General features: G+C 74.9%; 15 protein-coding genes. 4 read left to right on the top strand and 11 right to left on the bottom strand.

Going from position 1 to position 20,694, the window contains the following annotated elements:
• Positions 1–76: 76 nt before the first annotated feature.
• Positions 77–454, top strand: coding sequence for a PH domain-containing protein (locus ACGFZ2_RS08685; RefSeq protein ID WP_393266884.1), 378 nt, complete (start codon positions 77–79; stop codon positions 452–454).
• Positions 455–479: 25 nt separating this feature from the next.
• Here ACGFZ2_RS08685 and ACGFZ2_RS08680 read toward each other — a convergent pair whose 3' ends face one another.
• Positions 480–1,406, bottom strand: coding sequence for a 2-hydroxyacid dehydrogenase (locus ACGFZ2_RS08680; protein ID WP_393451570.1), 927 nt, complete (start codon positions 1,404–1,406; stop codon positions 480–482).
• A gap of 112 nt (positions 1,407–1,518) precedes the next feature.
• Here ACGFZ2_RS08680 and ACGFZ2_RS08675 point away from each other — a divergent pair, with 112 nt between their 5' ends.
• Positions 1,519–2,694, top strand: coding sequence for a PQQ-dependent sugar dehydrogenase (locus tag ACGFZ2_RS08675; RefSeq protein ID WP_393266888.1), 1,176 nt, complete (start codon positions 1,519–1,521; stop codon positions 2,692–2,694).
• A 58-nt stretch (positions 2,695–2,752) separates the two neighbouring features.
• Positions 2,753–4,312, top strand: a complete 1,560-nt coding sequence (locus tag ACGFZ2_RS08670; protein WP_393451567.1) for a metallophosphoesterase — start codon at positions 2,753–2,755, stop codon at positions 4,310–4,312.
• A gap of 510 nt (positions 4,313–4,822) precedes the next feature.
• Here ACGFZ2_RS08670 and ACGFZ2_RS08665 read toward each other — a convergent pair.
• From ACGFZ2_RS08665 to ligA, 6 genes are all read right to left on the bottom strand, one after another.
• Entirely contained in the window at positions 4,823–7,180 is a 2,358-nt protein-coding gene (locus tag ACGFZ2_RS08665; RefSeq protein ID WP_393451564.1) for a pyruvate dehydrogenase, read from the bottom strand.
• A gap of 205 nt (positions 7,181–7,385) precedes the next feature.
• A complete protein-coding gene (gatB, locus tag ACGFZ2_RS08660) occupies positions 7,386–8,879 on the bottom strand; it encodes an Asp-tRNA(Asn)/Glu-tRNA(Gln) amidotransferase subunit GatB (RefSeq protein ID WP_350704713.1) in 1,494 nt (497 codons plus the stop codon).
• Positions 8,880–8,892: 13 nt separating this feature from the next.
• On the bottom strand, positions 8,893–10,368 hold the full coding sequence (gene gatA / locus ACGFZ2_RS08655; protein ID WP_393266896.1) for an Asp-tRNA(Asn)/Glu-tRNA(Gln) amidotransferase subunit GatA: 1,476 nt from the start codon (positions 10,366–10,368) through the stop codon (positions 8,893–8,895).
• 67 nt (positions 10,369–10,435) lie between these two features.
• Positions 10,436–10,741, bottom strand: a complete 306-nt coding sequence (gatC, locus tag ACGFZ2_RS08650) for an Asp-tRNA(Asn)/Glu-tRNA(Gln) amidotransferase subunit GatC (RefSeq protein ID WP_350685712.1) — start codon at positions 10,739–10,741, stop codon at positions 10,436–10,438.
• 193 nt (positions 10,742–10,934) lie between these two features.
• Positions 10,935–13,721 carry an EAL domain-containing protein gene (locus ACGFZ2_RS08645; RefSeq protein WP_393451561.1) on the bottom strand — a complete coding sequence of 929 codons (2,787 nt, stop codon included), beginning with the start codon at positions 13,719–13,721 and terminating at the stop codon, positions 10,935–10,937.
• A 228-nt stretch (positions 13,722–13,949) separates the two neighbouring features.
• Positions 13,950–16,085, bottom strand: a complete 2,136-nt coding sequence (ligA, locus tag ACGFZ2_RS08640; RefSeq protein ID WP_393451558.1) for an NAD-dependent DNA ligase LigA — start codon at positions 16,083–16,085, stop codon at positions 13,950–13,952.
• Positions 16,086–16,185: 100 nt separating this feature from the next.
• Between ligA and ACGFZ2_RS08635 the strand changes: the two genes are divergently transcribed.
• Positions 16,186–16,806: a type II toxin-antitoxin system PemK/MazF family toxin gene (locus ACGFZ2_RS08635; protein ID WP_393451555.1), complete on the top strand. Its 621-nt coding sequence runs from the start codon at positions 16,186–16,188 to the stop codon at positions 16,804–16,806.
• Positions 16,807–16,883: 77 nt separating this feature from the next.
• Here ACGFZ2_RS08635 and ACGFZ2_RS08630 read toward each other — a convergent pair whose 3' ends face one another.
• The 4 genes from ACGFZ2_RS08630 to mnmA all read right to left on the bottom strand — a co-directional run bounded on the left by ACGFZ2_RS08630 (position 16,884) and on the right by mnmA (position 20,515).
• Positions 16,884–17,885, bottom strand: coding sequence for an ADP-ribosylglycohydrolase family protein (locus ACGFZ2_RS08630; RefSeq protein WP_357697142.1), 1,002 nt, complete (start codon positions 17,883–17,885; stop codon positions 16,884–16,886).
• A 118-nt stretch (positions 17,886–18,003) separates the two neighbouring features.
• Positions 18,004–18,363, bottom strand: a complete 360-nt coding sequence (locus tag ACGFZ2_RS08625) for a VOC family protein (RefSeq protein WP_393266908.1) — start codon at positions 18,361–18,363, stop codon at positions 18,004–18,006.
• A gap of 36 nt (positions 18,364–18,399) precedes the next feature.
• The gene (locus ACGFZ2_RS08620; protein WP_350704699.1) at positions 18,400–19,404 is read right to left on the bottom strand and encodes a methionine synthase; all 1,005 of its coding nucleotides are present in this window, start codon (positions 19,402–19,404) and stop codon (positions 18,400–18,402) included.
• Between the two features lie 37 nt (positions 19,405–19,441).
• On the bottom strand, positions 19,442–20,515 hold the full coding sequence (gene mnmA / locus ACGFZ2_RS08615) for a tRNA 2-thiouridine(34) synthase MnmA (protein ID WP_393266914.1): 1,074 nt from the start codon (positions 20,513–20,515) through the stop codon (positions 19,442–19,444).
• Positions 20,516–20,694 lie beyond the last annotated feature (179 nt).

The following is a 20,694-nucleotide window of genomic DNA, read 5'->3' as shown; positions in this document are numbered from 1 at the left end:
GTCACTGCCAGCCGTCGGGTGGAGCCCGGCGCCGCCCGGCGCGTACCGGGGGCGGCGGGGGTGGGATCATCGGGGGGTGAGCAGCTCCGGCACCGTCCGCTTCCGGCACAACCAGGCGATCCTGGCCGCCGCGATCATCGCCTTCATCGGCGCCCTGCCGTTGGCCGGCGCCCGGTGGTACCTGCTGCCGGTGCTGCTCGTCCCGCTCGCCGTCGGGGTCTGGGCGTGGCGGGCCGGCACCGACGTGGACGCCCGCGAGCTGCGCCTGCGGGCGCTCGTCGGGCAGCGCCGGATCAGCTGGGACCGGGTCGTGGAGCTGGCCCCGGACGCACGGGGCCGGGCGGTGGCCCGACTCGACGACGGCCAGGCGGTGCTGCTGCCGGCCGTCCGCGGCGCCGACCTGCCGCGGCTGGTCGAGGCCACCGGCCAGACCCTGCCCGACGCGGCCGGCTGACCCGCCGCGCCAGCGCCGGCGCCGGTCAGTAGCCGTCCACGACCGCGTTCACCAGCGGCTCGCCGGCCGCGAACCGCCGGACCTGCTCCCCGACCAGCCGGTACGCGCGCGGCAGCAGGCCGCGCACCGAGCCCGCCACGTGCGGGGTGAGCAACACGTTCGGCATCGCCCACAGCGGGTGGTCGGCGGGCAGCGGCTCCGGGTCGGTGACGTCCAGCGCGGCCGAGATCCGGCCGGTCCGCAGCTCGGCGACGAGCGCCTCGGTGCGGGCCACCGGCCCGCGCGCGGCGTTCACCAGCAGCGCGCCGTTCCGCATCGCCGCGAGGAACTTCTCGTCGACCAGCCCCCGGGTCTGCTCGGTCAGCGGCACCAGCAGCACCACCACGTCGGCCTCGGGCAGCAGGCCCGGCAACTCCTCGACGCCGTGCACCCCCTGCTCCGGGCGGGCGGTCCGGGCCACCAGGGTGAAGCTCACCTCGAACGGCGCGAGCCGGTCCCGCACCGCCGCGCCGATCGAGCCCGCCCCGACGATCAGCACCCGCTTGCCGGCCAACTCGTCGGTGGGGGCCACCTCCGCGTACGCCCACTCCCGCCGGGCCTGCGCCCGGGCCAGGGCCGGGAAGGCCCGCAGCTGGGACAGGATCGCCGCGACCACCCACTCGGCGGTGGACGGATCGTGCACGCCCCGGGCGTCGCAGAGCGTCACCCCCTCCGGGATCCGGCCGGCCCAGGCGTCCGCCCCGGCGGAGAGGAGCTGCACCACCGCCAGGTCGGGCAGCTCGCCCAGCAGCGCGGTGGCGTCGCCGCCGGCCAGGAACGGCGGCACCCAGAACCGGACGCCGGCCGCCGCCGAGGGGAGCCGGGCGGGGTCCTCGACCACCTCGACGGTGATGTCCCGGGGCAGCTCCCCGAGGAGCGCGCGGCCGGACTCGTGCGGGATCCATACCTTCACGCCCGCCGACGATAGGCCCCCGGCCGGGCCGCCGGCCGGGCGGGGCGGATCGCGGCACCCGGTCCGATCCGTCGGCCCCGGTACGGCGCCCCGGCGGGCTACCCTGGGCCGGGTGAGCGCCCGTCCCCCGTACCCTCGCACCCGCCGCCTCCGGGCGGCCCTGGCGGCGTCGTGCGCGGCGCTGCTGCTCGCGACCGCCGGTTGCAGCTTCGGCGAGCCCGAGCCGGACCCGGCCGGCGAGCCGCCGACCTTCCCGACCCCCTCGACCACGGCGAGCGCCGGCGGCGCCGGCAGTGAGGTGGTCACCACCGTGCTGGCCAAGGGCCTGCGGGTGCCGTGGGGCATCGCCTTCCTGCCCGACGGCGCCGCACTGGTCACGGAGCGGGACAGCGGCCGGATCCTGCGGGTCGGCCCCGAGTCGGGGCCCGACGGGCTGAAGGTCACCCCGGTGCAGACCGTCCCCGACGTGGCCGCGTCCGGCGAGGGCGGGCTGATGGGCATCGCCGTCTCCCCCGACTACCAGCGCGACAAGTCGGTCTTCGTCTACTACACGACGGAGCGCGACAACCGGATCGCCCGGCTGGAGCTCGGCGGCACGCCCACCCCGATCCTCACCGGCATCCCCAAGGCGGGCATCCACAACGGTGGCGGCCTCGCCTTCGGCCCGGACGGCCTGCTCTACGCGAGCACCGGCGACGCCGGCGACCGGCCGCAGGCGCAGGACGTCAAGCGCCTCGGCGGGAAGATCCTGCGGATCACCAGGGACGGCAAGCCCGCGCCCGGCAACCCGTTCCCGAACTCCCCGGTGTGGTCCCTCGGCCACCGCAACGTCCAGGGGCTCGCCTGGGACCCGGGCAAACGGATGTACGCCGTCGAATTCGGCCAGAACACCTGGGACGAGATCAACCAGGTCACCAAGGGGCGCAACTACGGCTGGCCGCAGGTCGAGGGGCGCGACGACGACAAGCGCTACGTCAACCCGATCACCCAGTGGCCGACGTCGGACGCCTCCTGCTCCGGGCTGACCGCCGCGGACCGGCTGCTGGTCACCGCGTGCCTGCGCGGCGAGCGGCTGTGGCTGGTCGAGCTGACCGACACCGGCACGGTGCTCGGCCAGCCGCGCGAGCTGCTGACCGGGCGGTTCGGGCGGCTGCGGGCCGTGGCCGCCGCGCCCGACGGCTCGATCTGGGTGAGCACCTCCAACCACGACGGGCGGGGCGACCCCGCGCCCGAGGACGACCGGCTGCTGCGTCTGGTCTTCGCCGACGGCGGAGCCGGCCGGAGCTGACCCGACCGGCTCCGCCGGGTTTACCAAGATCCCTCACTGGGCAGGTCAGAATCTCAACATGGACGGGCAGGAGAACGAGCAGCACGAGCACCGGGACGAGGACGCCCCGGTGACCGGTGGTGCCCGCCGGGGCGACCCCGACCGGGCCGGCCGGCGCGCGCTCCGTGCGGCCGGGGTGACGCTGGCGGTCCTGGTCGTCACCCTGATCGGGGTGGTCGTCGGCGTGCTCGCCGGCGGCCGGGTGAGCACCGACATCGGCCCGTTCCAGGCGGACCTCACGGTGGCCCCGGCCGTCAGCGGCAGCACCACCGTCGACATCCCGCCGCTGGGCGCGTTGCTGCTCGACAGCCACGACGGGCCGACGCACCTGACGGTCGACCTGGGCGCGCTGGACCAGAGCCGCGTCCAGGCGCTGATCGACGACCCGGCCAGCATCAACCGGGCGAGCCAGACCGCCGTCGACGACGTCCGCGAGGGGGTGATGCGGCTCGGTCTGCGTACGCTCGCGTCGGCCGTGCTGGTGACCCTGCTGCTGGCCCTGCTGGTCTTCCGCGACGCCCGCCGGGCGGCCTGGGCCGGCGGGCTGGCGCTGGTGATCACCGCCGGCGGCCTCGGCGCCGCCGCGGCGACCCTCCGGCCGCAGGCCATCGAGGAGCCACGCTACGAGGGGCTGCTGGTCAACGCCCCCGCGATCGTCGGCGACGCCCGGCGGATCGCCAACGACTACACCCGCTACGCCGAGCAGCTCCAGCACATCGTCGGCAACGTCAGCCAGCTCTACACCACCGTGTCGTCGCTGCCGGTCTACGAGCCGGCCCCCGGCACGACCCGGGTGCTGCACGTCTCCGACATGCACCTCAACCCGACCGGTTGGCAGCTCATCCGCACCGTCGTGGAACAGTTCGGCATCGACGTGGTGATCGACACCGGGGACATCACCGACTGGGGCAGTGAGCCGGAGGCCTCGTTCGTCGGCTCGATCGGCCTGCTCAAGAAGCCGTACGTCTACATCCGCGGCAACCACGACTCGGGCCGGACGGCGGCGGCGGTGGCCCGCCAGCCGAACGCGATCGTGCTCAACAACACCACCACCACGGTCGCCGGGCTGACCATCGCCGGCGTCGGCGACCCGCGCTTCACGCCCGACAAGAACACCTCGCCGGCGGGCAGCGGCCTCACCAAGCAGGTCGCCGACCAGGTGATCGGCGCCGGCGACCAGCTCGCCGCCACGGTGCGCAGCTCGCCGCGGCCGGTGAACATCGCGCTGGTGCACGACCCGGCCTCGGCCGGCCCGCTGTCGGGCACCTGCCCGCTGGTGCTCGCCGGGCACACCCACAGCCGGCAGGTGTCGAAGCTGCCGGAGGTGCCCGGGAAGATACCGACCCAGCTGCTGGTGCAGGGCTCCACGGGCGGTGCCGGGCTGCGCGGGCTGGAGGGCGAGAAGCCCACCCCGCTGACGATGAGCGTCCTCTACTTCGACAAGGACAAGCTGCTCCAGGCGTACGACGACATCACCGTGGGCGGCACCGGCCAGGCGCAGGTGAACCTGGAGCGGCACATCGTGGAGAACCCGAAGGTGGGCGTCCCGGCCCCCGTCACCCCCACCCCGACCCGCTGACCCACACCACCCTGCCCCCGCGCCGCCCTGCCCCCGCGCCGCCCTGTTCCCGCGCCGCCCTGCCCGGACGCCCTGATCGGCCGTCTGTCGGTGGCCCCGCTCGGTTGCCCTGGTCTCCGACGTGTGGCAGCCCACTCAAGGTCCGTTGCGTAGAGTAGCGACCTCCGCGCCGCGGCCGACCTCGTCCTCCGACGCTTTGCTCTGCACCCACCGACGCGCCAGTAACCAGGCGTAGCCAAACGCCGCCGCTCGCCAATCGAAGCTCCGGACGTCGTCGCTGCTCAGAGGCGTGTCGCGTATATGGCTGCAGAGCAAAGGGCGCGCACACCTGCCATGTCGCCCCGCACTGACGGTTACGCTCCGCCACCTCGGACGCTGATTACTCTCGGCAACCTCGGCAGGGGATCCGGACCGCCTCCCGGCCCCACGACGGCCCCACGACGGCCTAGCGACCGCCCCGCAACGACCCAGCGACGGCCCGCAACGGCCCCGCGACGGTCCCGGCGCGGCTCAGCGCAGGGACAGGGCGGCGAGGGCTGCGTTGACGATGCTGCCGGGCAGCAGGTCGTGCAGCTCGTACAGCTCGTGGACGCTGCCGGACTGGCCGAACTCGTCCACCCCGAGCGGCACCGCCGGGGCGCCGACCGCCGAGCCGAGCCACGCCATCGCGTGCGAGGCGGCGTCGTGCACGGTCACCACCGGCACCCGGTCGGCGAACGCCGAACGCAGCGCGCCGGGCACGCTCGGCACGGTCGCCGTACGGACGCCCTGGCGCAGGGTGCGCTGCCAGGCCCGGTAGAGGCGGTCCAGCGAGGTGACGTCGACGACGTGCGCGGCGATGCCCTCCTCGGCCAGCTCCGCCGCCGCGACGAGCACCTCCGGCAGCACCGCGCCGGAGGCGGCGAGCTGCACGACCGGGGCTTCGGCCAGGTGCGGGTACGCCTGGTGGGCGTCCACCAGGCGGTACGCCCCGGCGACCGCCTGCCGGCGGAGCACCGCGTCGCCGAGCCGGGCCCGGGCCGCCTCGAAGGGCGCCTGGTCGATCGGGCGGGTGCTGAGCCGGAAGTAGTACGCCCCGTCCTCGGCCGGCGCGGCCGTCGCCGACGGGGTCGACCCGCCGGCGATCTGGCCCAGCGCGTCGCAGAGCAGCCAGTCCAGCGTGGCTGCGTACGCGGGTTCGAGGAACGTCACCCCCGGCAGCTCCAGGCCGACCGAGGCGGTGATGGTCGACTGGTGCGCCCCGCCCTCGGGGGCGAGGGTGATGCCCGACGGGGTGCCGGCGACCACGAACCGGGAGCCGGAGTAGGTGCCGTAGAGGAACGCGTCGAGCCCGCGCAGCACGAACGGGTCGTAGACCGTGCCGACCGGCAGCAGCGGCTGGGCCGACAGGTCCCAGGCCAGGCCGAGCTGGCCGAGCAGCAGGAACAGGTTCATCTCCGAGATGCCCAGCTCGATGTGCTGGCCGGCGGGGCTCTCCGTCCAGCGCAGCATCCGGTCCTCGGTCCAGGAACGCTGCTCGGTGGGCGCGAAGACGCCGGTCTTGTTGATGAACCCGGCGAGGTTCGTGGAGGTGGCCACGTCCGGCGCGGTGGTGACCAGGTAGCGGCCGACCTCGGGGTTGCGGGCCAACTCGACCAGCACCCGGCCGAAGACCTCCTGCGTCGAGATGGGCTTGTTGGCGCGTACCCGCGTGGTCTCCGGGACGGTGACCTCCAGCGCCCGCTCGCGGGGCGCGCGGGACAGCGCCTCCCGGCGCTCGCCGGCCCGGATGCCGGCCGGGGACGCCGGGTCGAGGCGGTCCCACTCGGTCCCCGGCGTCAGGCCGTGCGCGGCGCGCAGCGCGTCGACCTGCTCGGTGGTGAGCAGCGCCGAGTGGTTGCGCGGGTTGCCGGCGATCGGCAGCCCCCACCCCTTCACGGTGTACGCGAACACCACGCTGGGCCGGTCGGTGACGGCGTCGCACTGGGCGTACGCGTCGAGCATCGCCGCCATGTCGTGCCCGCCCAGGTCGGTGACCAGCGGCCCCAGCTCGTCGTCGCCGATGTCGGCGATGAACGCCTCGATCCCGTCGGGCGCGCCGTCGAGGAACTGCTTGCGCAGCGCCGGCCCGGCGAGCCCGAACAGCGACTGGTACTGCTCGTTCGGCATCGCGTCGATCCAGTCGCGCAGCCGCTCCCCGCCCGGCCGGGCGTACGCCCCGGCGAGCCGGCGGCCGTACTTGACCTCCACCACGTGCCAGCCGGCGGCCTCGAACTGGCCCCGCCACTGGTTGATCCGCACCCCGGGCACCACCCGGTCGAGCGACTGCCGGTTGAAGTCGACCAGCCACATCACGTTGCCCAGGCCGGTGGTGGCCGGGTCAGCGACCGCCTCCCAGATGTTCCCCTCGTCCAGCTCGGCGTCGCCGATCAGCGCGACGAACCGGGAGTGCGGGCGGGCGCCGAAGTGCGCGTCGACGTAGCGCCGCGTCGCGGCGGCGAAGAGCGGCGCCGCCGCGCCGAGCCCGACGGAGCCGGTGGAGAAGTCCACCTCGTCCGGGTCCTTGGTGCGCGACGGGTACGACTGGAGCCCGCCCCGGGCCCGCAGCGTCGTCAGGTACGACCGGTCGAGGTTGCCCAGCAGGTACTGGATGGCGTGGAACACCGGCGAGGCGTGCGGCTTGACCGCCACCCGGTCCTCGGCGTCCAGGTGCGCGAACCACAGCGCCGTCATCGCGGTGACCAGCGAGGCGCTGGACGCCTGGTGCCCGCCCACCTTCACCCCGTCGCCGGTGTCACGGTCGTGGTTGGCCGCGTCGACGATCCGGGTGGCGAGCCAGAGCACCCGCCGCTGGATCTCGTCGAGGAGGTCGAGGTCGGTTCGGTTCACGTTCGGCTCCAGGGGTCCGGCACGTCACCGTTGACGGCCGGTCGGGGGCGGGAACTGCGCGGGTACGCAGCTGAACTGCGCAGATACTCAGCCGCACTGCGCGGGTACGCAGCCGCCGCGCACAACGGACGCACGCGGCGGCTCGGGTGTAAGGAAGGGGCCCTTCCTATACAAAATGCGTTAGGAAGGTGCCCTTCCTTACACCTCAGGCGCCGAGGCGGGAGAGGATCAGCTCGCGGACGGTCTTGGCGTCGGCCTGGCCGCGGGTGGTCTTCATGACCGCGCCGACCAGTGCGCCGGCCGCGGCGACCTTGCCGCTGCGCACCTTCTCGGCGATGTCCGGGTTGGCCGCGATCGCCTCGTCCACGGCGGCGGTGAGCGCGCCGGTGTCGGAGACGACCTCCAGGCCCCGGTTGGTCATGATCTCGGTCGGCGAGCCCTCGCCGGCCACCACGCCCTCCAGGACGCTGCGGGCCAGCTTGTCGTTGAGCTTGCCGGCGTCGACCAGACCCTGCAGCTCGGCGACCTGCGCCGGGGTGGCCCCGACGTCGGCCAGCTCCACGCCGGTCTCGTTGGCCCGCCGGGACAGCTCGCCCAGCCACCACTTGCGGGCCGCGGCCGGGGACGCGCCGGCGGCGACGGTCTGCTCGATCAGCTCGACCGCGCCGGCGTTGAGCACGGACTGCATGTCCGCGTCCGACAGGCCCCACTGCTCCTGGAGCCGGCGGCGGTGCAGCCGGGGCAGCTCGGGCAGGGCGGCCTTCAGCTCGGCGACCCAGGCGGTGTCCGGCGCGAGCGGCACCAGGTCAGGCTCCGGGAAGTAGCGGTAGTCGGTCGCCGTCTCCTTGGACCGTCCGGGCGTGGTGTCGCCGGTGTCCTCGTGGAAGTGCCGGGTCTCCTGGGTGATCCGGCCGCCCGCGTCGAGCACGGACGCCTGCCGGATGATCTCCGACCGGACCGCCCGCTCGACCGACCGCAGCGAGTTGACGTTCTTGGTCTCCGTCCGGGTGCCCCACTCCTCACCGGGCAGGTTGAGGGAGGTGTTGACGTCGCAGCGCAGCGACCCCTCCTCCATCCGCACGTCGGAGACGCCCAGCGAGCGGATCACGTCGCGCAGCTCGGTGACGTACGCGCGGGCCACCTCGGGGGCCAACGCGCCGGTGCCGGGGACCGGCTTGGTGACGATCTCCACCAGCGGGATGCCGGCCCGGTTGTAGTCGACCAGCGACTCGGTGGCGCCGTGGATGCGCCCGGTGGTGCCGCCGACGTGCAGCGTCTTGCCGGTGTCCTCCTCCAGGTGCACCCGCTCGATGCCGATCCGCACCAGTTCGCCGTTCACCTCGACGTCCAGGTAGCCCTCGAAGCACAGCGGCTCGTCGTACTGGCTGATCTGGAAGTCCTTCGGCATGTCCGGGTAGAAGTAGTTCTTCCGGGCGAATCGGCACCACTCGGCGATCGAGCAGTTCAGCGCCAGGCCGATCCGGATCGTCGCCTCGATGGCGGCCCTGTTGGCCACCGGCAGCGAGCCGGGCAGACCCAGGCAGACCGGGCAGACCCGGGTGTTCGGCGCGCCGCCGAAGTCGGTCGGGCAGCCGCAGAACATCTTGGTGTTCGTGCCCAGCTCGACGTGGGTCTCCAGGCCGATCACCGGTTCGTAGCGCGCGACGACCTCGTCGTACGCGGGCAGTGTCGTCGTCATCTGAGCTCCTGCCTCACAGTGCCGGTGGGGTGAACGTGCCGACCGCGCTCTCCAGCGCCGCGGCGACCCGGTACATCCGGTCGTCGGCCATGGTCGGGGCCATGATCTGGAAGCCGACCGGCAGCCCGTCGGAGAGCCCGCACGGCACCGAGATGCCCGGCCCGCCGTACAGGTTGGTCGGGATGGTGAACAGGTCGGCCAGGTACATCTGGTACGGGTCGGAGGTGCGCGCCCCGATGGGGAACGCCACGAACGGGGTGGTCGGCGAGATCAGCGCGTCGACCTTCTCGAACGCGGCCGTGAAGTCCCGGGTGATCAGGGTCCGGACCTTCTGCGCCTGCCCGTAGTAGGCGTCGTAGTAGCCCGACGAGAGCGCGTACGTGCCGATCATGATGCGGCGCTTGACCTCGGGGCCGAAGCCGGCCTCCCGGGTCAGCGACATGACCTCCTCCAGCGACCGGTTGCCGTCGTCGCCGACCCGCAGGCCGAACCGGACGCCGTCGAACCGGGCCAGGTTGGAGGAGCACTCGCTCGGGGCGATCAGGTAGTACGCCGGCAGCGCGTACGTGAAGTTCGGGCAGGACACCTCGACGATCTCGGCGCCCAGCTTGGTCAGCGCGTCGACCGACTCGCGGAACGCGGCCAGCACGCCGGGCTCGGCGCCCTCGCCGGTGAACTGGGTGACGATGCCGAGCTTCACGCCGGTCAGGTCACCGGTCGCGCCCCGCCTCGCGGCGGCCACCACGTCCGGCACCGGCTGCGGGATCGAGGTGGAGTCGCGCGGGTCGTGCCCGCCGATCACCTCGTGCAGCAGCGCGGCGTCCAGCACCGTACGGGCGCACGGGCCGGGGGTGTCCAGCGAGGAGGAGAACGCCACCAGGCCGTAGCGGGAGGTGCCGCCGTAGGTCGGCTTCGCGCCGACGGTGCCGGTGACCGCGCCGGGCTGGCGGATCGAGCCGCCGGTGTCGGAGCCGATCGCCAGCGGCGCCTCGTACGCCGCGAGGGCCGCGGCGCTGCCGCCGCCGGAGCCGCCCGGGATGCGGCTCAGGTCCCACGGGTTGTGCGTCGGGCCGTACGCCGAGTACTCGGTGGAGGAGCCCATGGCGAACTCGTCCATGTTGGTCTTGCCGAGCATCACCGTGCCGGCGGCGCGCAGCCGCTGCACGATCGTCGAGTCGTACGGCGGGCGCCAGCCCTCCAGGATCTTCGACCCGACGGTGGTCGGCACGCCCTTGGTGGTCAGCACGTCCTTCACCGCGACCGGCACGCCGGCCAGCGGGCCCAGCTCCTCGCCGGCGGCGCGGCGGGCGTCCACCTCGCGGGCGGCGGCGAGCGCGCCCTCGCTGTCGACGTGCAGGAAGGCGTGCACCCGGTCGTCCACGGCGGCGATCCGGTCCAGGTGCGCCCGCGTGACCTCGACGGCGGAGGTCTCGCCGGCGGCGACGAGCCCCGCGATCTCCGTCGCGGTCAGTCTGGTCAGGTCACTCATGCCGCCGCCTCGCTTCGCTCACCGGCGTCCTGCGCGCCGGACACACCGGGCCTGGTGATCCGCTCGCTCATGACGCCACATCCTCGTCCAGGATCCGCGGTACGCGGAACCGCTGCTCCTCGGCGTCGGGCGCGCCCGACAGCGCCTCCTCCGGGGTCAGCCCGGGCACCACGACGTCGTCCCGCAGGACGTTGGTCAGCGGCACCGAGTGCGAGGTCGGCGGGATGTCCGCCGCGGTGACCTCGCCGACCTGCGCGACCGCCTGGAGGATCACGTCGAGCTGGCCGGCGAAGGTGTCCAGCTCCTCCTCCGTGACGGCGAGCCGCGACAGTCGCGCCAGGTGCGCGACCTCCTCGCGGGAGATGGCGGCCATCGGTGCCCCCTTCGTGACGGTGTTGCCGGTCGGGCCGGTGCCGGCCGCGCGGCGATGTGCGTGACGCGCGGTGACCGGAGCGAGTCTATTGTTCCGTCCCGGCGGCGCGTCCCCGACTCCCCCTATGGGCGCGGCGCGCCGGGCCGCCGCCCCGTGGGAGGCATCCCGGCGACGGGCTCGGCGGACGGTGGGCTCAGCGGGCGTGCCGGCGGGGGATCTCCGCGTCGGGGCTGGGGGTCGGGCGGACCGGGCGGTAGCGGGCCAGCCAGGCGACGAGTTCCTCGGCCGGCATCGGCCGGGCGTAGAACCAGCCCTGCGCGGCGTCGCAGCCGGCGGCGTGCAGCATGCGCCAGGTGCGCTCGTCCTCCACGCCCTCGGCGACCACCCGCAGCCCGAGCGCCTTGGCCAGCTCGATCGTCGACCGCACGATCGCCGCGTCGTCGGCGTCCTCGGCCATCCCCAGCACGAAGGAGCGGTCCACCTTCACCTCGGACAGCGGCAGCCGGCGCAGGTGCTGCAACGACGAGTACCCGGTGCCGAAGTCGTCCAACGCGATGCCCACCCCGATCCGGTGCAGGCGGGAGATGGTGGCCAGCACCCGGCGGGGGTCGGCCATCAGCGCCCCCTCGGTGATCTCCAGTTGCAGCCGCTGCGGCGGCACGCCGTACCGGGCGAGCAGGTCGGCGATCTGGTCGGCGATCTCACCGGTGTGCAGGTCCCGCACGCTGACGTTGAGCGCCGCCGGCACGGCGATCCCGGCGGCCGACCACTTGGCGAGCTGTTCCACCACGTCGTCCACCACCCGCCGGGTCAGCAGCCGCATCACCGCGCTCTGCTCGGCGACCCGGATCAACTCCTCCGGGTCCACCATCCCCCGGCGGGGGTGCCGCCAGCGCAGCAGCGCCTCCACGCCGACCACCTCACCGGTCGCGATCGCGACCTGCGGCTGGTAGTACATGGTGATCTCGCCCGCGTCGGCGGCCGGGTCCAGCTCCGCGTCCCGACCCCGAGCCGGCCCGGGGTCCGCGCCCCGCCGCCGGGCCGCGTCCTGCCGGCCACCCCGCCGGGTCGCCGGGTCGCGGTCACCGCGCCGGCCGCCGTCGCCGGTCGTGCCCTGCCGGCGTACGCCGACGCCGGTCTCGCCCCCGGGCCGACCGGCGTGCTCGCGGCGGCCGGGACCGTCGCCCCGGTCCGGGCCGGTCTCGGGCGATGCCGCCGTCCGGCGGCGGATCGGATCGGCGGCGGTGACGATCCGGTTGATCAACTCGTCGGTGGGCGGCGGCTCGGTCCGCTGCCGGCGGCGGCGCAACCGCCAGCGGCCGGATCCGGCGTCGGGGCGCAGACCCGCCGCGTCGGCCGGAAGTTCCGCGCCGTCTCCGCCCCGCGCGCCCATCGCCGGCGTGGCCGGTGCCGTCGCGGCGGCACCATCGACGCCGGCGAGATCACCGCCCCCCTCGGCCAGGACCCCACCGGCCACGGTCCGGTCGGCCGCCCCCTGCGGCCCGTCGCCGCCGCCCGGGAGCCCGGCCCGCGCGCCTTCCCCCGCCGGTAGGCCGTCCGGGGCAGCTTCCCCCGCCGGGAGCCCGGCCGGCGCGGCGTCCTCAGGCGGGAGCGTGGCCCGCGCGGCGTCCTCAGGCGGGAGCCCGGCCCGCGTCGCCGGCGGCGCGCCGGCCGGACGGCCGGACTCCAGCACCCGGCGCAGGTCCGCGAGGAGGCCCAGCCGTTCGGCGGAGTTGTGGTCCGACTCGGCCGCGTAGACCGCCACGGTGTCGTTGCGGTGCTTGGCGTCGTACATCGCCACGTCGGCGTGGCGCATCAGGGTCGCGAAGTCCTCGCCGTGTTCGGGGAAGAGCGCGATGCCGATGGAGCCGCCCACGTCGAGCGGCAGCCCGTCCAGGGGCACCGGCTCGGCCAGCGCGCGGACCACCCGGTCGGCGAGGTCCCGGGCCTCGCCGACGTCGGCCAGCCCGGTCATCACGATGGCGAACTCGTCCCCGCCCAGCCGGGCCACCATGTCCTCCCCGGCCACGCCGGTCAGCCGGGCGCTCACCTCGACCAGCAGCCGGTCACCCACCGCGTGCCCGAGGGCGTCGTTGACGTTCTTGAACCGGTCGAGGTCGATCAGGAGCAGCGCCAGGTGGGCACCGGGCTTGCCGCGGGTTGCCCGTTCGGCGTGCAGGTGCACCTGCTCGCCGACCTCGGCCAGCAGCGCCTTGCGGTTGGGCAGGCCGGTGAGCGGGTCCAGTGAGGCCAGCTGTTGCTGCTCCACGCTGAGCCGGGCCATCCGGTAGACGGCGAACAGCGGCACCAGCACCAGCGGGATCAGCGCCGCGCTGGCCCGGGCCGCGGCGACCAGCACCGGGGCGAGCAGCAGCAGCGAGCCGGTGGAGAGCAGCTCGAAGCCCAGCCCCTGCCGCAGGCTGGGCCACCAGCGGTCGCCGAAGCGCAGCCGGACGGCGGCGCTCACCAGCGCGTAGTTGACGGCGAACCAGGCCACCGTCGCGCCGCCCACGGCGGCCACGTCCGTCCAGCGCAGCGGGCCGCCGTCGAAGATGCCGCCGGGCCCGAGCCAGGTGACCACGTACGCGGCGGCCAGGGCGCAGGCGTACTGGCCGGCGTTGAAGGCCGTCCGCCAGGGGGCGTGCCCCATCCGCCAGCCGGAGACGACGACGGCCACCGCCTGCACGGCGACCGCCGGGCCGAGCCCCCAGCCGAGCAGGATCGCGAAGGTGAAGCAGGTGGACGGGAAGACCGCCGAGGTCTGCCGGCGCCCGGGCGGCACGAACGGGCGCGCGTCGCAGCCGACGGCGAGGGCCGCCATCACCCAGAACGCCGCCGGCAGCTCCGGCAGCTCCTCCGGGAGGGCGAGCAGCGGGCGTACGCAGAACAGCACGGCCAGCGCGACGACCGACCAGACGAAGACGAAGAACGGGCGTCCCCGGCCGGGCGGAACGGAGTTTCGCAGGTCGGCGGCCTCCATCACACCTCCCGGGGGGCTCGGTCCACGAGGCGTGACCCGCTGGCACGCCGTGCCGTCAATGAAACGCCCTCGGTGGCGCAATGCCCGACACGACAGTCGCGAATCGGTCGTAGTCGTAATTAAGTTGGTATCCGGGCCAGTCCCCGCAAGCCGCCCGCGACGACGCCCACCGACGACACCGCGGACCGTCCGCCCGCGCGCCCGGGTGGCTTCCCCGCGTGCCCGCCGTCACTCCTCGGTGCGGGCGACCCCCCGGGCCGCCTCCGGGCCCTCGTCCAGCAGCACCTGGAAGCCCGCCTCGTCGAGGACGGGCACCTTGAGGCTGGCCGCCTTGTCCGCCTTGGAGCCCGGGTTGTCGCCCACGACCACGAAGGAGGTCTTCTTGGAGACCGACCCGCTAACCTTGCCGCCCCGGCTCTGGATCGCCTCGGACGCCTGGTCGCGGCTGAACCCGGCCAGCGTGCCGGTCACCACGACGGTGAGCCCCTCCAGCGGGCGCGGCCCCTCGTCGACCGCCTCCTCGGCCATCCGTACGCCGGCCTCGGCCCACTTGCGGACCACCTCGCGGTGCCAGTCGACGGCGAACCACTCCCGGATGCTCGCGGCGATCGTCGGCCCGACGCCGTCGACCGAGGAGAGCTCGTCCTCGGTGGCCCGGTCGATCGCCTCGACGGAGCGGAAGTGTCGGGCGAGCGCCTGCGCGGCGGTGGGGCCGACGTGCCGGATGGACAGGCCCACCAGCACCCGCCACAGGTCGCGTTCCTTCGCCACGGCCAGGTTGTCCAGCAGCTTGTGGGCGTTGCTGCCGAGGGTGCCGTCCTTGTTGACGAAGAAGGGCGACTGGGCGAGCTGCTTCTCGTCGAGGGAGAACAGGTCGCCCTCGTCGGTGATGACGTGCGCGTCGAGCAGCGCCGCCGCGCCCTTGTAACCGAGCGCCTCGATGTCGAACACCTTGCGGCTGGCGAGGTGGTAGACCCGCTCCCGCAGCTGCCCGGGGCAGGTGCGGGAGTTGGGGCACCGGATGTCGACGTCCGCCTCCTTCGCCGGCGCGAGCGGCGAGCCGCAGGCCGGGCAGGTGGTGGGCATGACGAACGGCCGGGCGTCGGCCGGACGCAGGTCGACCACCGGGCCGAGCACCTCGGGGATGACGTCGCCGGCCTTGCGCAGCACCACCGTGTCGCCGATCAGGACGCCCTTGCGCTCGACCTCCCGCGCGTTGTGCAGGGTGGCGTACGCGACGGTGGAGCCGGCCACCTTGACGGGCTGGAGCACGGCCCGCGGCGTGACCCGGCCGGTGCGCCCGACCTCGACGTCGATGTCGAGCAGCTTCGTGTTCACCTCCTCCGGCGGGTACTTGAAGGCGATCGCCCAGCGCGGCGCCCGGCTGGTCGAGCCGAGCCGGCCCTGGATGGAGACCGGGTCGACCTTGACCACCACGCCGTCGATCTCGTGCTCGACGTCGTGCCGGTGCGCGGCGTAGTGGGCGATGTATTCCGCGACGCCGGCCAGGTCGGGCACCACCCGCCAGCGGTCGCTGGTCGGCAGCCCCCACGCCTTCAGGGCCGCGTAGGACTCGGACTGCGTCACCGGCTGGAAGCCACGACGGGCACCGAAGCCGTGCACCACCAGGCGCAGCGGCCGGGAGGCGGTGATCCGCGGATCCTTCTGGCGCAGGCTGCCGGCGGCGGCGTTGCGCGGGTTGGCGAACGGGGGCTTGCCCTGCTCGACCAGCCCGGCGTTGAGGTCGGCGAAGGCGGCCACCGGGAAGTAGATCTCGCCCCGCACCTCCACGAACTCCGGGATGTCGGGGAACTCGGCCGACGTGCTGAGCTGGCCCGGCACGTCGGCGATGCTGCGCACGTTGGCGGTGACGTCCTCGCCCGTGCGGCCGTCGCCCCGGGTCGCCGCCCGGACCAGCCGCCCGCGCTCGTAGGTGAGGTTGATGGCGAGCCCGTCGACCTTCAGCTCGCACAGGTAGGCCACCGGCCCGCCCGCGTCGCGCTCGACCCGCTCGGCCCAGGCCGCCAGCTCCTCGTCGGCGAAGGCGTTGTCGAGGGAGAGCATCCGCTCGGCGTGGGCGACCGGGGTGAAGTCGGTGGAGAAGGTGCCGCCGACCCGCTGGGTCGGCGACTCGGGGGTGCGCAGCGCGGGGAACCGCTCCTCCAGCGCCGCCAGCTCCCGCAACTGCCGGTCGAAGTCGGCGTCGGAGATGGTCGGCGCGTCCAGCACGTAGTAGCGGTACTGGTGGTCCGTCAGCTCCTGGCTGAGCGTGGCGTGCCGCTCCCGGGCCTCCGGGGTCGGCTCGGCGCCGGCCGCCGCCTCCTGCGCCGGAGTGACCTGCTGGGCGATGGCTTCCTCGGACACCGTGCGACCTCCCGTGATTCCGCTACCCCGGCACCGTATCGGTCCGGTGGGACAATCCGCCGGCCACCCGCCACGCCCGAGCGGCGACAGGGCCGCCGACGTGCGAGGATCGCCGGACTGCGGGCTGCGCCAGGGGCCCGCCACCTGCGGCGTCCGCGCCGCACCAACTGTCGAGGCGGGGGTACGGATGCCGGAATGGCTGCTCTGGGCGACGGCGGTCGCGCTGGCCGTGGCGGCCGGCTGGGCGTGGAGCGAGTGGCGGCGCGGTGCCCGTGACGACGCCCCGCGCCGACGGGAACGCCCGCGCACCCGGCCCGGCCGCGGCACCGCGTCGCCGGGCGGGCCGGGCCGGTCGACCGCGCCACCCCGGCCGCGTACCGCCGAACGGGCGCCCGCCGGTGCCCCGCGCCCGGGTGAGATCTGGTGGGCCGACGTCCCGTATGCCGATGGCACCGGCTCGAAGGTGCGGCCCTGCCTGGTGCTGCGCGCCGACGCCCGGGGCGCCGACGTCCTGAAGATCACCAGTCAGGACAAGAGCGGCCGGGACGACCACGTCCGCATCCCGACCCGCGAGTGGGACCCCGGCGCCGACCACAACAGCTTCGTCGACCTGGCCGAGCCCGCCCACGTTCCGCTGGCCGACTTCTCCCGCCACGCCGGTGCCTGCGACCCCGCCCTGTGGCGCCGCATCCGCCGCCTGCCCCACCTCCCCGGCGCCTGACCACACGCCGTCCGACCCGCCCTCGCACGGCCCGACGGGGACACGCCCTCCAGCCGGCCATCGCACGTCGGGGCAGGTCAGTCCCAGGCGCGGGCGAGGGTGTGGAGCTGGTCGGCGTACTCGATGCGGGCGGACCAGGCGTCGGGCCAGGCCGGCATGCCCAGGGCCGCGCCGACGAAGGCGCCGGCCAGCGCGGCGATCGAGTCGGAGTCGCCGGCGGTGGTGGCGCCCCGGGCCAGCGCGGCGACCGGGTCGTCGGCGTGCCGGATCGCGCAGAACAGCGCGGTGGCCAGCGCCTCCTCGGCGATCCAGCCCTCGCCGGTGTGCCGGCACGGGTCGCCGCCGTCGTCGGGGTCGGCGAGCGCGGCGTCGAGGCGGCCGAGGACCGCCAGGCACTCGTCCCAGCCGCGGGCGATGAAGTCCTCCGGCGTGTCGACGCCGGGGCGCTGCCAGAGGTCGCCGAGCCAGTCGGCGCGGTAGACGCGCCGCTGGTCGCGGGCCCGGTCGGCGAGCAGGCGGGGCAGGTCCGCCGGTGCCGCGCCGGCGCGCAGCAGCCGCACGGCGTACGCGGTCAGCTCGCTGGCCGCCAGGCCGGTCGGGTGCCCGTGGGTCAGCCCCGCCTGGAGCTGGGACAGCCCGGCGAGGGTGTCCAGGTCGACGTCGAGCAGGCCGACCGGGGTGACCCGCATGTTCGCCCCGCAGCCCTTCGAGCCGGCGACCGTCGCCTCCTGCCAGCGCACACCTCGCCCGAGTTCGGCGCAGGCGCGCAGGCAGGTCATGCCCGGCGCCCGGTTGTTCTCCGGGCTGGCCGCCCAGTCGAGGAAGCGCTGCCGCAGCAGCGGCTCGACCGCCTCGGGCGTCAGCGCCGGGGCATCGTGCAGCGCCCAGCCGACGGCCAGCGCCATCTGGGTGTCGTCGGTGACGAGTGCCGGGTGGCCGGCGAGCTCGCGCGGGCCGGCCGGGCCGTAGCGGCGGACGATCTCGGCGACGGTCAGGAACTCGGTCGGCTTGCCCAGCGCGTCACCGTAGGCGAGGCCGAAGAGCGAGCCGGCGGCCCGCCGGAGCGAGGTGTCGATCATTCCCGCGATCATGCCGCCCGGCCGCAACCCGCACCACCGCGACGGCCGGGCACCCGCGCCGCGGCCCGCCGAGCCCGTGCCGCCGGACGGTCGGGGCGACCGGCGGCCGGCGGTCGACTCAGTCGAAGAAGACCAGGCAGAACGGGTGGCCGGCGGGGTCGGCGTAGACCCGGAAGTCGTCGCCCTCCCCCGGCAGCCGCCGGGCGCCGAGCGCCAGCACCCGCTTCTCGGCCGCCTCCACGTCGTCCACCTCGACGTCCAGGTGGAACTGCTGGGGGCGCTGCGGGTCGGGCCACGTCGGCGGGCGCAGGTCGGGTGCCTTCTGGAAGGCGAGCCGGTGCCCGGAGCCGGAGATCACCACCCAACCGTCGTCGCTGGCGTCGGCGTCCAGCGGCAGACCCAGCAGCTCGGAGTAGAAGTCGGCCAGGGCCCGCGGGTCGGGACAGTCGATCACCACTGTGCGCAGCTTTCCAATCATGCCGACCATCGTGCCCCGCCCGTACGACGGGAAACCTCAGTCCTCGGCGAGCCGCCGCCCCGCGTCCCGGCAGGCGGCGAGCACCGCGCGGGCGTACTGCGGGGTCGCGTTGGCGAGGCCGCACGCCGGGGTGACCACGACCTGCTCGGCGAGCCGCCGGCGCGGGAAGCCGAGGCGGTCCCAGAGCTGGCGTACCCGGTCGGCGACCTGAGCCGAGGTGGGCGCGCGACCGGCGGCCGGCGGCCGGGTCGGCGCGGCGCCGGCCAGCAGCCCGAGCCCGGCGTCGACGGCCTCGCCCAGCGGGTCCAGGTCGGTGACGAGGTCGAGGTCGAGGGCCACGCCGACGGCGCCCGCGGCGCGGATCAGCTCCAGCGGCACGTCCGGCGCGCAGCAGTGCACCAGGACCGGCACGCCGGCCGCCTCGACGACCGTGCGCAGCAGCGACCCGGCGACGCCCGGCTCCACGGCCCGGTACACGCCGAACCCGCTCTCGGTGGGCACCCGCCCGGCGAGCACGGCCGGCAGCGACGGCTCGTCGAGTTGGAGCAGCACGGTGGCGTGCGGCAGCCGGCGGACGACCGCCGCGACATGCGCGCGCAACCCTTCCGCGAGCGAACCCGTGAGGTCCCGGACCGCGCCGGGATCCCGCAGCATCCGGCCCCCGATCGGCAGCTCCAGGGACGCGGCCAGGGTGAACGGGCCACCCGCCTGGATCTTGACCGGTCCCGCGTACTCCTCGGCCTGCTCGGCGAGCTGGTCGAGGTCGCGTTCCATCAGGTCGCGGGCGCGGCGCAGGTCCCGCCCCGGGCGGGGCGCGATCCGCCAGCGGGCGGCGTACAGCTCGACCGGCAGCTCGACCAGCAGGCCGGCGGTCCGGCCGACCAGGTCGGCGCCGGGGCCCCGGGCCGGCAGCTCCGGCAGGTGCGGCAGCGCGGGAAGCTCGCCGAGGACGATCCGCTGTGCCTCGGCGATGTCGGTGCCGGGGAGGGAACCGATGCCGGTCGCCGCGCCGGCCGGCCAGGGCCACGCCTGATCTGTCACGGCCGAAGACTATCCGGCCGCCGGGCGGTCGGACCGCTCAGCCGGCGATCGTGGCGGAGCCGAGCACGACGTCGCCGGCCGGGTCCGGCCGGTAGGCGACGATCGCCTGGCCGGCGGCGACCCCGCGCACCGGGCGGCGCAGCTCGGCGCGGAGGCCGTCGGCGCTCACCTCGACCGTCGCCGGCACCACGTCGCCGTGCGCCCGCAACTGCACCTCGCACTCCAGCGGGGCCTCCGGGCGGGGCCCGCCCGTCCACACCGGACGCTCGGCGCGCACCCGGGAGACCTCGAGGGCCTCCGCCGGGCCGACCGTCACCGTGTTGGTCTTCGGCGTGATGGAGAGCACGTACCGGGGGCGGCCGTCCGGCGCCGGCCGGTCCAGGTGCAGGCCGCGCCGCTGCCCGACGGTATACGCGTACGCGCCGGCGTGGCTGCCCACCACGGCGCCGGTGGTCGCGTCCACCACGTCGCCGGGCGCCTCGCCGAGCCGCTGCGCGAGGAAGCCGCGGGTGTCGCCGTCGGCGATGAAGCAGATGTCGTGCGAGTCGGGCTTGTCGGCCACCGCCAGCCCCCGCCGGGCGGCCTCCTCGCGGACCTGCGCCTTCGTCGAGTCCCCGAGCGGGAAGACCGACCGGTCGAGCTGCTCTCGGGTGAGCACCGCGAGGACGTACGACTGGTCCTTGGCCACGTCGACGCTGCGGCGCAGCAGCCCGTCCGCCCCGAGCCGGGCGTGGTGGCCGGTCACCACGGCGTCGAAGCCCAGGGCTACGGCCCGGTCCAGCACCGCGGCAAACTTGATCTTCTCGTTGCAGCGCAGGCAGGGGTTCGGCGTACGGCCCGCCGCGTACTCGGCGACGAAGTCGTCCACCACGTCCTCATGGAAACGGTCGGCCATGTCCCAGACGTAGAACGGGATGCCGATCACGTCGGCGGCCCGCCGGGCGTCGCGGGAGTCCTCCAGCGTGCAGCAGCCGCGCGCGCCGGTGCGGTACGTCTGCGGGTTGCGTGCCAGCGCCAGGTGCACGCCGGTCACGTCGTGCCCCGCCTCCACCGCCCGCGCCGCCGCGACCGCCGAGTCGACCCCGCCGGACATCGCCGCCAACACCCTCACCGGCCCACTCCCTTCACCCCACCGAGCCTATCCCCGCCCCCGCCCCACCCGACCTCCCCGCCCCTGGCGCCAACGTCCCCCCGCCGCGCGATCTTGCAGTTGTCGCCCCGGCAGAAGGGGCAAACACCGCGATTGAGGGGCCGAAAGTGCAAGATCGCGAGCGCGACAGGGCGAGCGCG

The organism is Micromonospora sp. NPDC048063, from assembly GCF_043202855.1.
Classification (GTDB): Bacteria; Actinomycetota; Actinomycetes; order Mycobacteriales; family Micromonosporaceae; genus Micromonospora.
Note: the sequence above shows the minus strand (reverse complement) of the source record. Positions and strands in the feature narration are given on the sequence as shown.

Bases quoted from the DNA above. Each gene is read 5' to 3' on its own strand.
- gatC (WP_350685712.1), bottom strand. From the start codon at position 10,741: ATGGCCGCCATCTCCCGCGAGGAGGTCGCGCACCTGGCGCGACTGTCG.
- ACGFZ2_RS08670 (WP_393451567.1), top strand. From the start codon at position 2,753: ATGGACGGGCAGGAGAACGAGCAGCACGAGCACCGGGACGAGGACGCC.
- ACGFZ2_RS08630 (WP_357697142.1), bottom strand. From the start codon at position 17,885: ATGATCGACACCTCGCTCCGGCGGGCCGCCGGCTCGCTCTTCGGCCTC.
- gatB (WP_350704713.1), bottom strand. From the start codon at position 8,879: ATGACGACGACACTGCCCGCGTACGACGAGGTCGTCGCGCGCTACGAA.
- ACGFZ2_RS08645 (WP_393451561.1), bottom strand. From the start codon at position 13,721: ATGGAGGCCGCCGACCTGCGAAACTCCGTTCCGCCCGGCCGGGGACGC.
- ACGFZ2_RS08625 (WP_393266908.1), bottom strand. From the start codon at position 18,363: ATGATTGGAAAGCTGCGCACAGTGGTGATCGACTGTCCCGACCCGCGG.
- gatA (WP_393266896.1), bottom strand. From the start codon at position 10,368: ATGAGTGACCTGACCAGACTGACCGCGACGGAGATCGCGGGGCTCGTC.